Annotated in this window: 10 protein-coding genes; 2 read left to right on the top strand and 8 right to left on the bottom strand. The window is 71.1% G+C overall.

Annotation, left to right across the window (positions count from 1 at the left end; translation table 11 throughout):
* Positions 1-87: 87 nt before the first annotated feature.
* The 5 genes from BLR33_RS30620 to BLR33_RS30600 all read right to left on the bottom strand — a co-directional run bounded on the left by BLR33_RS30620 (position 88) and on the right by BLR33_RS30600 (position 5,115).
* Positions 88-837 (bottom strand): GntR family transcriptional regulator, encoded by a 750-nt coding sequence (locus BLR33_RS30620; RefSeq protein ID WP_218136733.1) that lies wholly within the window; start codon positions 835-837, stop codon positions 88-90.
* On the bottom strand, positions 834-2,291 hold the full coding sequence (locus BLR33_RS30615; RefSeq protein ID WP_093787911.1) for a UbiD family decarboxylase: 1,458 nt from the start codon (positions 2,289-2,291) through the stop codon (positions 834-836). The genes BLR33_RS30620 and BLR33_RS30615 overlap by 4 nt, the downstream gene beginning before the upstream one ends.
* A gap of 60 nt (positions 2,292-2,351) precedes the next feature.
* Positions 2,352-3,359, bottom strand: coding sequence for an ABC transporter substrate-binding protein (locus BLR33_RS30610; protein ID WP_093787910.1), 1,008 nt, complete (start codon positions 3,357-3,359; stop codon positions 2,352-2,354).
* Positions 3,360-3,467: 108 nt separating this feature from the next.
* Positions 3,468-4,304, bottom strand: coding sequence for an ABC transporter permease (locus BLR33_RS30605; protein ID WP_093787909.1), 837 nt, complete (start codon positions 4,302-4,304; stop codon positions 3,468-3,470).
* The gene (locus tag BLR33_RS30600; protein WP_093787908.1) at positions 4,276-5,115 is read right to left on the bottom strand and encodes an ABC transporter ATP-binding protein; all 840 of its coding nucleotides are present in this window, start codon (positions 5,113-5,115) and stop codon (positions 4,276-4,278) included. Before BLR33_RS30600 ends, BLR33_RS30605 begins: the two co-directional genes overlap by 29 nt.
* 268 nt (positions 5,116-5,383) lie before the next feature.
* Here BLR33_RS30600 and BLR33_RS30595 point away from each other — a divergent pair, with 268 nt between their 5' ends.
* Positions 5,384-5,803 (top strand): cupin domain-containing protein, encoded by a 420-nt coding sequence (locus BLR33_RS30595; RefSeq protein ID WP_176930648.1) that lies wholly within the window; start codon positions 5,384-5,386, stop codon positions 5,801-5,803.
* Positions 5,804-5,934: 131 nt separating this feature from the next.
* On the opposite strand, the gene BLR33_RS35435 is transcribed toward BLR33_RS30595, so the two are convergent.
* From BLR33_RS35435 to BLR33_RS30580, 3 genes are all read right to left on the bottom strand, one after another.
* The gene (locus tag BLR33_RS35435; protein WP_218136732.1) at positions 5,935-6,078 is read right to left on the bottom strand and encodes a hypothetical protein; all 144 of its coding nucleotides are present in this window, start codon (positions 6,076-6,078) and stop codon (positions 5,935-5,937) included.
* Positions 6,079-7,248: 1,170 nt separating this feature from the next.
* Positions 7,249-8,514 carry a GH25 family lysozyme gene (locus BLR33_RS30585; RefSeq protein WP_093787905.1) on the bottom strand — a complete coding sequence of 422 codons (1,266 nt, stop codon included), beginning with the start codon at positions 8,512-8,514 and terminating at the stop codon, positions 7,249-7,251.
* A 127-nt stretch (positions 8,515-8,641) separates the two neighbouring features.
* A complete protein-coding gene (locus BLR33_RS30580) occupies positions 8,642-9,550 on the bottom strand; it encodes a peptidoglycan-binding protein (protein WP_093787904.1) in 909 nt (302 codons plus the stop codon).
* A gap of 155 nt (positions 9,551-9,705) precedes the next feature.
* Between BLR33_RS30580 and BLR33_RS30575 the strand changes: the two genes are divergently transcribed.
* Positions 9,706-13,545, top strand: a complete 3,840-nt coding sequence (locus BLR33_RS30575) for an nSTAND1 domain-containing NTPase (protein ID WP_093787903.1) — start codon at positions 9,706-9,708, stop codon at positions 13,543-13,545.
* Positions 13,546-13,650: the final 105 nt, after the last annotated feature.

Genomic DNA, 13,650 nt, shown 5'->3' with positions numbered 1-13,650 from the left:
GCCGACCAGTTGCTTGCTCACATGCGGGCCCGGGTACGGGACTGCTCGCCGGCCCCGGTGCCTGCCGTTCCCCGCGGCCCGGTGTCCTCAGGGCTCCTCCCCGGTCCACCCCGAGCGCTCGACCGCCGCGAGCCCGGAGAGGACCAGGGACCGGGTGAGGGCCGCGGCCAGATTCGCGTCGCGGTCCTCGTACGCCCGCAGCAGCCGGGCGTGGTCGGACAGCGACGGGTGCAGCCGGCCCGGCTGGGACAGGCTCAGGTGCCGCAGCTGCAGGGCGCGCAGGCCGAGGGTGTCCAGCACGCGGCGGATCGTGGCGTCCCGGGCGATCTCCGCCTCGGCGTTGCGGAACTGCACATTCGTCCAGAAGTACGCGTCCACGTCGCCCGCCGCGACCGCCGCCGCAAGCGCCCGCTGATGGCGGCGCAGCACCTCCAGGTCCGCCTCGGTGGCGACCCGGACGACGGTGCGGCTGACCACCGAGTACAGGTAGGCGCGCAGGCTGTACAGCTCGCGCACCTCCCGCAGCGCCAGCCGGGCCACCCGCGGCCTGCGCCGGGCGGCCAGCTCCACGAAGCCCTCCCGCTGGAGCACCACCAGCGCCTCGCGGACCGGGGTGCGGCTGGTCCGGAAAGTGCGGGCCAGCTCCACGGAGTTGACGTCGTCGCCGGGCGAGAGCCGGCCCTCGATGATGTCGGCGGCCACCGCGACCGCGATCTCGTCGGCGATGCTGGCCTCCGCCGTGCCGCGCCTGAGGATGCGCATCAGCTCCAGCCGCCGGGTCCCCTCGCTGACCGAGGGGAACCCGGAGCCGGCCGACACGGCGGAGTCGGTGCTCACCGCGATCCGCCCAGCACGTCCGGCCAGCGGCGCACCACGTGGTCGAGCAGCTCCCGGCCGGACTCGGCGACCCGCGGGAAGTCGGCGAGCCGGGTCCAGGGCCGGCAGGCGTCGATCACCGCGCGGGTGTTGAACGGCGGCAGGCCCGGCGCGCGCAGCGGGTCGACCCGGCTGCCCCACGTCTGGCGCATCGTCTCGATGTCCTCGGCCGGGTCGGTGCGGGTGCACACCGCCCACATCACGTCGTTGAGGCTGCGCGGGTCCACATCGGCGTCCACGACGATGACGAACTTGTTCATGTAGGCCGCGGACGGCAGCTGCGAGGTGAGGTACCCCGCCTGCCGGGCGTGGCCGGCGTAGCTCTGCTTGATGGCGACGGCGAGCAACTGCCGCCCGCCGCCCACCTCGTGGGCCCACACCCCCTCCACACCCGGCAACCCGGCCCGCACCAGGGCGTCCTGGATCATCGCGGACTTCATCACGCTGCGCATGTACGAGTAGTCGTGCGGCGGCTTGCCGGGAGGGGCACCGAGCTGGATCGGGTCGTCGCGGTGGTAGATGCGCTCGACGTCCATGGTGAGGACCGGCTCGACGCCGCCGCTGTAGTAGCCGGTCCACTCGCCGAAGGGCCCCTCGGGCTCCTTGCGGTCCGGGTACAGCCAGCCCTCCAGGACGATCTCGCTGTACGCGGGCACCGGAAGCCCGGTCACCTCGCCGCGCACCACCTCCACCGGGCGCCGCCGCACCGCACCCGCGTACTCCAACTCCGAGAGCCCGGTGGGTACTTCGGTGCCGGCCACGACGAGCAGCAGCGGGTCGTGGCCGAGCGAGACGGTGACCGGGGCCCGGCCCTCGCGGGCGAACCAGGCGCGTACGTGGGCGGCGCCGTGCTTGCCCGCTTCCATGTTGATGCTCGCGGCCCGGCCGCCGTTCTGCACTTGCATGCGGTACGCGCCCGCGTTGAGCACTCCGGTGTCCGGATCGGTGGTGAACACCGCGCAGCCGGTGCCGATGTAGCGGCCGCCGTCGGCCTCGTGCCACTTGGGCACCGGGAAGGCGAGCAGGTCGGCGTCCGGCGCCCGTACGACGTTCTCGCACACCGGCCCCGAATCCACCTCCTGCGCCGGGTACTTGTGCGCGCTGTCCACCCACTCGCCCGGCCGGGTGCGCAGCGCCTCGACCAGGCCGCGGTCGTCCAGGTCGGTGCCGAGCCGCAGCGTCATGCCGAGCCTGCGGGCGTTGGCCATGCTCGCGGTGAGCACCCGCTGCCCGGGCGCGTAGCCCTCGATGGCGTCGAAGAGCAGCGCCGGGGGCGACGGGAGGCGGTAGTTGACCTCCGACGCTGCGCCGATCTCCTTGTCCCAGTGGGCGCCGGAAAGGGTCCGCACCTCACCCATCTCCTGCGCCAGGCCGAGCCAGTCGCGCAGGTCGTTGACATCCTCAAGGGAGCCCAAGTGGCCCGCCTCCTCATCGTCTCCGTGGTCCGCCAGAGCCCAACTGCGGTCCGTTGCCCACTACTTGTACAGGCCGGCGATGTATCCGGACTTCACCAGGCTGTCCACGAAGGAGTTGTCGACGTACTTCGCCGGGTCCGCGGGCTTCTTGCCGCCGGAGGTCGCCACCGCCTGGGTGAAGGCGTCGTCGATGAGCTGCGGCGCCACGCTCGGTGTCTTCGCCCACAGCGGCTCGAAGAAGTCGTAGGAGTACTCCGCGAGGGAGCGGTCGCTGTTGCCGCTGTGCTTGATGATGCTGGCGATCGCCGCGGACTTGTCGCGGTGCAGGATCGACAGACACTCGGCCTCGGACTTCACGAACGCCGCGACGGCCTTCTTGTTCTTGGCGAGGTAGTCGCCCTTGACCGTGTAGGCGTTGGCGGCGGCCGGGAACTTGGTGAAGTCCATGATCTTCTTGAAGCCCTTGGACCGGGTCTGGGTGCCGGTCGGCGGCTGGGTGACGATCGCGGACACGGCGCCGTTCTCCAGCGCGGTGACCTCGGCCGGCGTGCTCTTCAGGAACGTCTTCTTCACATCGCTGCCGCTCCAGCCCTTCTGCTCCAGCAGCGCGTCCAGCGAGGCGTCACCGAGCGAGCCGGGCGAACTGAGCCCGATCTTCTGGCCCTTGAGGTCGTCCACCGACGAGATCGACGGCTTGCCCCACATCTCCAGGTAGTAGTGCGAGATGGGCAGCGCCACGTACTTCAGGTCCAGGCCCTTCATGATGCCCTGCGCGGTGGTCCGCGCCGCGCCCGCGCCGACCTGCACGCTGTTGCTGACCAGCGCCGCCGCCAGCTGCGAACTGCTGTTGAGCAGCGTGAGCTTGACGTGCAGGCCGTTCTTCTTGAACACGCCCCGGTCCTGGCAGACGTACAGGTCGGAGTAGGCCGCGCCGATCGCGGTGTACCCGATGTTCATGCTCATGCTGGACGACGGGGTGGAGGAGGTCCCGTTGCAGCCCGATATCAGCAGGGCGAGGGCGGCCGCCGCCGGCAGCGGGGCCAGTCTGGCGACTCTGGCGATTCTCATGGAGGTTCCTCGGATGGGGTGGCGCACGAAAGGGGAGGGTGGGCACTCGGGTGGGGGAGCCGGGGCCGGGGCCGGGGCACGGGCCCGGAGCGGGGCCGGGCCGCAGGGTCAGTCCGTGCGGGACCAGAAGGTCAGCCGCTGCTCCAGGTACGCGACGCCGTGGTTGAGCAGGACGGCGATGATCGCGATCACCGCGATGGCCGCCATGGCGTCGTCCGTCTGGAAGTTGGAGGTCTTGAGCTGGACCACGTAGCCCAGGCCCGCCGAGCCCATGAACAGCTCCGCGACGATGGCGCCGATCAGCGCGCGGCCCACCGCCTGGCGGACACCGGCGAGGATGTAGGGGAGGGTGGCGGGGAAGGCGACCGAGCGCAGGGTCGTCAGCCGCGAGGCGCAGAAGACCCGGGAGACCTGCAGGTGGCTCTGCTCCAGGTTGCGGGCGCCGGCGATGACGTTGATGAGCAGCGGGAACATCGCGCTCCACACCACGATGACCACGCGGGCGTCGGCGCCGATGCCGAACCAGAAGATGAGCATCGGCAGGAAGACCACGTAGGGGACCGAGTACATGATGCTGATCAGCGGGTCGGTGAGCGCGTACAGCACGCGGTTGCGGCCGATCAGCAGGCCGAGCGGGATCGCCGCGACGATCGAGATGAGCATGCCCCAGGCGACGATGGACAGTGTCGAGCCCAGCGGGGACCACACGTCGCCGGAGGTGAAGGAGTCGACCAGGGCGCGGAAGGCGCCCGACGGCGAGCTGCTGAACTTCGGGTCGACCACGCCGGTGGAGGCGCAGATCTGCCAGGCGGCCAGCACCACGGCGACACCGAGCACGCCGAGCGCCGGGTTGAGGTAGCGGTCGAGGGCCCTGCGGCGCCCGGGCGCGGTGGCACCGGCCGCGGTCTTGCGCACGCTACCGGGAGAGAGCTGCGTTGCTGTCATGGTCTTCCGTCCTCCGACCGGGCTGGTTCTGGCTCATGACGAGGCTGAGGATGTGGTCGCTGATCTCCTGGAACCGCGGCGAGCGCTTGACGCCCGCGCCGCGCGGGCGCGGCAGGTCCACCTCGACCACCTCGACCAGGTGGGCGGGCCCGCGGGAGAAGACGATCACGCGGTCGGCGAGGAAGACCGCCTCGGGCACGTCGTGCGTGACGAACACTGCGGTCTTGCCGGTGCCGGCGCCGTCGGCCTGCCAGACCCGGGTCAGCTCCTCCTGCATCAGCTCGCGGGTCTGGGCGTCCAGGGCGGAGAACGGCTCGTCGAGCAGGAGCAGGTCGGGGTCGGTGGCCAGGGCGCGGGCGAGGTTGACCCGCTGGCTCATGCCGCCGGACAGCTCGCGCGGGTAGCTCTCCTCCTTGCCCGCGAGCCCGACGAGTTCGACGAGTTCGGCCACGCGCGCCTTGCCCTTCGCGTCCAGCCGGCGCTGGGCCTTGAGGCCGAACTCGATGTTCGCCACGACGGTGCGCCAGGGGAACAGCGATGCCTGCTGGAAGACGAGCGAGCGGTCGGGAGCGGGGCCGGTGATCTGCTCGCCGTTGAGTTCCAGTCGGCCGGACTCCACCGGGGTCAGGCCGGCCAGCGCGGTCAGGAACGTCGTCTTCCCGCAGCCGCTCGGGCCGACGATGGCGACGAACTCGTTCTCCGCCACGTCGAACGTCAGGCCGTCGCAGGCGAGGGCGAAGGAGCCGCTGCGGCGCGACCAGTGTCCGATCCGCAGATCGTCGACGACGAGCTTTCGGCGCGGATTGTTCACGGGGATACCTCCTGCTTGAGGTGGAGCCGAACACCGGGTGCGGTCCGCGAAGTGTCGACACTCGGATTCAAGCAGTGGGGTAAACGCCGTGTCCAGACGTCGGCAAGCGAAAAAATTCGGGGCGAGGTGTCGACACTTCATGAGGGCGGAACGGCATGCTGCATGCGTCAGGCCCGATTCCGCGACAGTTCGCCGCGCGAGGGCGGCACACCCGGCGGCGCCCCGGCACCGCCGTCGCCCGCACCCGCGCGGCGCCGAAGGAGGAACGTTGACCGACGACTCCGCGCCCCGCTCCCCGTACGTGCGCCAGGTCGACTTCGCGGCACTTGCCGCGGCCGGCCCCGACGTGCGCTACGTGCAAAGACTGCTCGACCGGGCGGACGGCGCCGACGCGGTGGGCGTCGGCTGGATCCGCACCCCACCGGGCGGCGGCTCACCCGAGGGGCTGCACACCCACGTGGTCGAGCAGGTCTTCTACGTGCTGGCGGGCACCATGACGGTCGAGGTCGCCGGGCAGCGCAGCGAGGTCGGCCCCGGCGGCCTGGTCCGCTTCCCCCGCGGCGTCCCCCACCGCAACTGGAACGCGGGGAGGACGGAGACGATCCACCTCTCCATCACGGGCCCGGCCCCCGACCCCGCCACCCCCTTCGCCCTCCCCGCGGAGGAGCCCCACCCGGCCTCGCCCTGACCCGGGGCGGGCGCTGTTCGAAGTGGTCGCCCCTCCGCCCGGCCCGCTGCCGACGGTGTTCCGGTGCACCGGCCCTGCCGCCGCGGGGCCTACCGGGCCGCGGCCGGCAGCGCCGCGACGGTGGGACGGTCCTAGCGGGCGGGCAGCCGTGTGAGCGCGGCCGTGAACGGCGCCACACTGCTGACGCGGACGTACGCCACGCCGGACCGCCGGTTGAGGCGGCGGGCGGCCGCGGGCAGGAGCCCCACCTCCTGGCCGCGGGCCACTGCGAGCAACAGTGCCTCCATGCCGTCCGCGACGGCCCACAACGCACTCGTAATGCGTAGGTCTCGGGTTCGAATCCCGAGGACGGCTACACGGAACCCCAGGTCACACGGCACGTGACCTGGAGATTTTGCTTTTCCCTCGCGCCTGGCCGGTTCTCCCGAGCGGCAAGTGATGCCCGCAGAGGCCAAGGGGAGCGCGGGGGGAGCGCATTCGGGCAGGCGAAGGACATCGAACTGCTCCCTGGGGAGCTCCTGGTGCGCGCCGCAGTAGCTCGGCCTTGCTGCGAACGGACAAGCTGCGCGTACACCACCTGGACGCAATGTTCGACGCCATCAACGAGACCAACATCGAGATCGCCGAGCAGAACACGCAGCGCCGGGCCCGCCATCACGCAACTGCGCGACGCGCAAGCAAATGTCACGGCTGCCTTGCCACCGTCATCATCGCCGCGACCGCGGCCGGCGGCTTCTCAGCCGCCCTGGTCGGCACCGTTCCCACCACCGGGCAGGTGCCGCCCGCCCCGCGGACCACGCCCGCGCCAGCAGTACGGCTGCGGCCGACCGAGCGCTCAACCGCGGGCCCCGCCGGCTGCGCCCGGAGACGGTGGAGACCACCGTCGACCGGGTCCACCACGTTTCGCAGCGCCAGGACCTTATGCGAGGGCTGTACACGTGGGAGCGGATCAACGAGCACCCCCTCAGGCGAGCGCGGCTGACAGTCGGTCGAGGCCGGGCCGAGGAGCTTGTCGCCTGCGGGCGGGCGAGGGGAGCAGTGCCCACTGATACCTCTCAGCAAGTGGCGGCTTGGGTAAAGTGAGCAAAATCAGCCCTCGGCCGAGCTGAACGCGCAGGTGGTCTCCTGTGCTCCCCGCGCCCGCGGGGTTGGTCCCGTCCGCGCGATCCCCAGCTTCAGCGCGCACACGTGCTCCCCGCGCCCGCGGGGTTGGTCCCGCCCCGTGGATCGAGGGCACGCCCGATGACGTGTGCTCCCCGCGCCCGCGGGGTTGGTCCCAGCGGAAACCCCCTATTGTGAGTGGACCACGGTGCTCCCCGCGCCCGCGGGGTTGGTCCCGGCCTCTGCCGGCTTTCGGTGCGCGGGTTCGGCGGTGGTGGCAGTGGTGCTGGTCGCTGGTCGGCGCCCACGACTGCTTTGCGCTCTGACGCATGCCGATGTTGACGTCAGGAGACGAGTGCTGCCCACGTGTTGCTGCCGACGATGCCGTCGGCGGTGAGGCCCTGGCCGGTCTGGAAGGCGACGACCGCGCTCCGCGTCGCCGGGCCGAAGTCGCCGTCCACGGTGACGGGGTGGCTGTGTGCGGTCAGTTCGTCCTGCGCGGCCTTGACGGCCGGTCCACTGTCGCCCTCCTGCACGGTGATGATGAGGGCCTGCCAGGTGTTGGGGCCGACGATGCCGTCGGCGGTGAGGCCCTTGCTGCTCTGGAAGGCGATCACCGCGCTCCGCGTCGCCGGGCCGAAGTCGCCGTCGACGGTGAGAGTGGAGCCATGGGCGTCGAGAAGGTACTGAATGGCTGTCGTGCTGTGGCCGGTGGCGCCCTGGGAGACGACGGGCCAGCCGCTGCCGGGGGGCGGCGGGGGCGGGGTGTAGGTGCCGTGGGCGAAGGTCTTGAGGTCCGCGGTGGTGCCGTTGAAGACGTCCTGGTCGCCGGGGAAGGTGCCGCTTTCGGCGTTCTGCCAGATGGTGTAGGTGCTCCAGCCGCGGGGGAGCGGGGTAGGGGATCCGCTGTAGTCGGCGATCCACAGGGGGTCGTGCTGGCCGGGCGTGGCGGAGTTGCCGGTGCAGGTCGACCACCAGTCCCGGGTGGAGTAGACGATCGGGTAGCGGCCGGTCCTGGTGTGGTACTCGGAGCTGAAGGCGGTGATCCAGGAGACCATCGCGCTTTGGCTGAGGCCGTAGCAGGTGGCTCCGTAGGGGTTGTATTCGATGTCGAGGGCGCCGGGGAGAGTCTTGCCGTCGTCGGACCAGCCTCCGCCGTGGGCGACGAAGTAGTCGGCCTGGGTGCTGCCGCCGGCGGTGTTGGGCAGGGCGAAGTGGTAGGCGCCGCGGATCAGGCCCGCCGCAGCGGATCCGTTGTACTGCTGGGAGAACTGGCTGCTGGTGTAGTCGACGCCCTCGGTCGCCTTGACGTAGGCGAAGGACGCGCCGTTCGATGCCACCGACGGCCAGTTGATGTTCTCCTGGAACGCGCTGACGTCCAGGCCCTTCAGCGTGCCGGTCACGTCGGGGGCCGCAGCGGCGGTGACCGACTCGTGAACGGTCCTGGCCGCCATGCGGGCGGTGAGCCCGGAACCCATGTGGTCGGCGTCCTCGTGCCAGGGATGGGCCGGGGTCGCCGCTGCCGCACGGGCTCCGTCGTGCGGCAGACCGGCCGACGCGGCCAGCACGGTGAGGCCGAGGGTGACGGCGGCGGCCAGGGTTCTGTTCATCGGTGGTTCTCCTTTTCGGAGGTCGGCGCAGGGTTGACCGGCGCCGCGAGGCACGTCGTGTGCCCTCCGCGGCGCCGGCCGGCAGGTGGGTCGTGATACCGGTGATGGCGGTCGTGCCGGACAGTCCTTAGGGCCGGACCAGCCCGTAGAAGACGGAGCTGGACAGGGAGTAGCTCTTGTCGTAGACGCCGATCTGGCTGGAGTTGCTCGGGTTGGAGGTGTTGCCCGAGATCACGTAGACGGTTGATCCGCTGACGCGGTCGACGATCCCGATGTGATAGCGGTTGGTCGCGGTGCCGAAGATGATCATGTCGCCGGGGAGCGCCGAGTGCAGTTGGCTGGTGCCGTACCAGCGGTTGTGGCTGACCGCCCAGTCGTAGACGTTCGGCACGTAGGTCATGAACGGGATGTTCTCGCCCGCGTCCCGCCAGACCCAGGTCGCGAAGGCCGCGCACCAGTCCGCGCAGATGCTGTACGGCTTGCCGGGCACGCAGTTGTCGGAGTCGGCGCGGACGCCGAGCTGGCTCTTGGCCACGCTCACGATCTCGTCGCGCTGGGCGCTGCCGGTGTGGCAGCTCGCGACGAGTCGCGTGATGCCCATCGACTTCATGGTGTCCGGGCCGGCGATGCCGTCGGCGGTCAGCTGGTGCGCGCTCTGGTAGTTCTTGACGGCGGTGGTGGTGCCGCTGCCGTAGTCCCCGTCCTGGTCGACCCCGGCCTTGCCCTGGACCTCCTTGACGACGGTCTCCAGTTCGCCGAGCGTCTGGGTGCCGATGATCCCGTCGACGCTCAGGCACCGGTCGGACTGGAAGGACTCGGCGGCGGCCTCGGTCTGGGGTCCGCTGACGCCGTCGACGGTGCCGGCGTTGTACGCCAGCCCGTTCAGGTCCGCTTGCCCCAGCCTGATATCGGCCGAATCCGCCGACGCCGCGGTAGGCCCGGCCAGCACCACGCCGGAGACGAGTACCGCCGTGAGGGCTCCGAGTACGGCCCTTCTCGTCCGCAGTAGTGCGGAATGCTTCACTTCGCTGCTCATAGTCGTGCGTTCCTCTTCCCCGTGTGACCGTCACCGCCGCTTCTGCGGTGGTGGCTCGTTTGTAGGGGACGGGACGTTGTCCGCTGTCGGCCGCTGGACGGCGGACAACACGCTCCGCACAATGAGCACTCCGCGAGGACAGGTAGGAGGCGACGGTGCCCCGCAGCGAGCGGCCGTTGGACGACGAGGGCACCCATCTGGTCAGGTTCGCGGCGGACTTGAGGAAACTGAGGGACAAGGCCGGCGCCCCGCCCTACCGCAAGCTCGCCCGCGCCGCGCACTACTCCTCGACCACCCTCGCCGACGCCGCCTCCGGCCGTAAGCTGCCGAGTCTGCCGGTCACCCTCGCCTACGTCCGCGCGTGCGGCGGCGACACGGCGGAATGGGAACAGCGCTGGCATCGCCTGTCTGCCGAGCTGGCCCGCACCGATGAGCTCCCGGACGCCGCTGAGGGGGATGACGACTGCCCCTACGTGGGACTGAGCCCCTTCGAAGCCGCAGACGCCGACCGGTTCTTCGGACGCGAACGGCTCACCGACGACCTGGAAGGCCGCATCCGCAGCCACCGGTTCGTCGCGGTGTTCGGCGCCTCGGGCTCCGGGAAGTCCTCGCTCCTGCGGGCCGGCCTGATACCGCGGGTGTCCGGCGGTGGCGAGGCATCGTGGGCCGCACTGGTTCTCACTCCTGGCCCGCACCCCTTCGAGGAATGCGCGGCACGGCTCGCCGCGCTCTCCGGCTCCTCCGCCGTCGCCCTCCACGACGATCTGCGGGCCAACCCCCGCGCCCTGCACCTGACCGCACTCCAGCTGCTCGCACAACAGCGCCCGGAGACCGAACTCCTCCTCGTGGTCGACCAGTTCGAGGAGATCTTCACCCTCTGCGCGGACGCGGACGAACGGGCCGCCTTCATCGCCTCTCTCCTCACGGCAGCCGGTGCGGCCAACAGCCGGACGCGCGTCGTCCTCGGCGTGCGGGCGGACTTCTACGCTGCCTGCTCACAGCACGCCGACCTCGTGGGCGCCATCCAGGACTCGCAACTGCTCGTCGGCCCGATGACCACCGATGAGCTGCGTCGGGCCGTCACCCAGCCCGCCGTCCAAGCCGATTCCACGGTCGAAGGCCCCCTGCTCGCCCGAGTGGTGGCCGAGGCAACCGGGCAGGCCGGCGTCCTGCCCCTCGTCTCCCACGCGATGCGCGAGACCTGGCGGCGAAGGCGCGGCAACACTCTGACCCTGAGCGGATATGAGTCAGCCGGCGGCATCACCCACGCCCTGGCAAACACCGCCGAAACCGTCTACAGCAGCTTCACCAGGGAGCAGCAGCGCCTCGCGCAAGGCATCTTCCTGCGCCTGGTGTCCCTCAACGACAGCACCGGGGACTCCAAGCGCCGCCTGGCCAGGGACGAACTCGATCCCAGCGCGGAAGCCGTCGTCGACGCACTGGCCCGCGCCAGACTCGTCACCCTCGACACCGACAGCGTGGAAATCACCCACGAGGCACTGCTCCACGCCTGGCCGAGACTGAGCGGCTGGATCAGCGAAGACCGGGCCGGCCTGCTCATCCGGCAGCAGCTCACCGACGCCGCCACGGCATGGGAAAGGGAACAGCGCGATGCGAGTGCGCTGTACCGGGGCTCCCGGCTCGCCGTCGCTCAAGAGTGGGCCCAAGCGCACGTGGACGACGCACGGTTGAGCCGGCGAGAGGCGGAATTCCTGGCCGCCTCCACCCGGCACGAAGGCCGGGCGGCTCGACGCCGCCGCGCGGCAGTGGCCGCGCTCTCGCTACTGACCGTCCTCGCCGTGGCCGCTGCCGGAATCGCCCTCCAGCAGCGATCGACCGCCCGGGCCGTACGCGCGAGCGACACCTCCGGCCAAGTGCAGGCCCAGGCCGGCGAACTGCGCGGGACCGACCAGTCACTGGCCGCTGGGCTCGATGTCGCCGGCTACCGGATCCACGCCACCGGCGTGCTGTCCACCGACCTGCTGGGCACTCAGAGCGCACCGCTGTCCGCTCCGCTGACCGGGCACAGCGCGACCGTGTACGCGGTCGCCTTCAGCCCACGGGGCCAGGTGATGGCCAGTGCGGGTATGGACGACACCGTCAGGCTATGGGACGTCTCCGACACCACGCATCCGGCGCCACTCGGCAACCCGATCCGCGCACACGCCAGCGGCATCATGTGGCTGGCTTTCAGCCCGGACGGTCACACCCTCGCCGGAGCGGGCCGCGACCACACCGTACGCCTGTGGAACCTCACCGACCCCAGGCACCCGACGGCGTTGCCCGCACTGCGCGGACACACGGGCATCGTCTTCTCCGTGTCGTTCAGCCCGGACGGCCGCACCTTGGCCAGCGCGGGCGACGACGGCACTGTGCGCTTGTGGGACGTCTCCGACCCCGCCAGCGCGAGCGAACTCGGCGACCCCCTGCGTAGTCAGAAAGGACCCATCGCCTCGGCCGCCTTCAGCCCCGACGGCCGCACCCTGGCCAGCGCTGGCCACGACAAGACTATCCAGCTGTGGAACGTCACCAATCCGGCGGCCCCGTCGGCCTGGGGCCAGCCGCTGCGCGGCCACACGGGCACGGTCTACGCGGTCGCCTTCAGCGGGGACAGTCGGATCATGGCGAGCGTCGCGAACGACTTCACCGTACGGCTGTGGAACGTGTCCGACCCGGCGAACCCGGTCACCTTAGGCACGATTCCCGACGCCGCCGCCAACACGATATTCGCGGTCGCCTTCAGTCCTGACGGGAAGGTGCTGGCCACCGCGGGCGCCGACCAGACGGTCCGCCTGTGGAACGTCACCGACCCCTCGGCCCCCCTCGCGCTGTGCCCGCCCCTCACCGGCCACACAGGATATATCTACTGGCTTGCCTTCGACCCCGACGGGCACTCCCTGGCCAGCGTCAGCGCCGACAACACCGTACGGCTGTGGAACCTGCCCCGGACCGTGCTGCCCACCCCCAGCTACGAGAACACCGTCGCCTTCAGAGCGGACGGCCGCGTGCTGGCCGCAGGCGCCACCGACGGCGCGATCCGGCTGTGGAACACCGCCGACCCCGCCCGGCCCGCCCCCATCGGCATCCCGCTGACAGCCGGCGCCAAAGCCGTGAACCAGATCGCCTTCAACCGCGACGGCCATCTCCTGGCCAGTGCCGGCCGCGACGGCACGCTACGGCTGTGGAACGTCACCGCCCCGGCACACCCCCGCGAGCTGAGCGAGCGGACCCCCGATCCGGCCCACGCCGCCGTCACCACGGTCGCCTTCAGCGCCAACGGCCGCATCCTGGCCAGCGCCGGCTACGACCACAAGGTGCGGCTATGGGACGTCACCGACCCCGCCCACCTCCGCCAGATCGGCACCCCGCTCACCGCGCACACCGACACCGTACGGGCGCTGGCCTTCAGCCCGGACGGCCGCACCTTGGCCAGCGCCGGCGCCGACGACACAACCCGCCTGTGGAATGTCACCGACCCCGGCCACCCCGAACGGTGGTGCCCGCCGCTGGCCGCCCGCACCGGTGGCGTGGGATCGGTGGCCTTCAGCCCGGACGGCCGCACCCTCGCCACCGCAAACGACGATCACACCGTACGCCTGTGGAACGTCAGCGACCCCCGCCGTCCCGCCGCCCTAGCCGCGCCACTGACCGGACACACCAGCTTCGTGCTGTCCGTAGCGTTCAGCCACGATGGCCGAACCCTCGTCAGCAGCGCAGCCGACGGCACCATCCGGCTCTGGAACGTCGCCGACCCCACAGCACCCACCGCCTGGGGCGGCCCCATCAGCGGCCACACCGGACCCATCGACCAAGCGGTACTGGGCCCCGACGGCCGCACCATCGCCAGCGCGGGCGACGACCACACCGTCCAGCTGATGTCCCTGAACCCGGATACTGCCGTCCACCGCGTCTGCGCCACCACGACCGGCGTCCTGACCGCATCGACATGGCACCGGTTCGTGCCCTCGTACCCCTTGCCGAGGGCGTGTTCCTGACGCGGAAGCCCGTATGAACAGAGCCCGGCACTGCGGCCCTGCCGTCCGCTGCTTTGTCCGCAGCCTGTTGTCCGATCTCGCCGGGCCGACACCGGACAACCCCGC

The organism is Actinacidiphila guanduensis, assembly GCF_900103985.1.
GTDB classification, from domain to species: Bacteria; Actinomycetota; Actinomycetes; order Streptomycetales; family Streptomycetaceae; genus Actinacidiphila; species Actinacidiphila guanduensis.
This window is presented reverse-complemented; position numbering and strand designations above follow the sequence as displayed.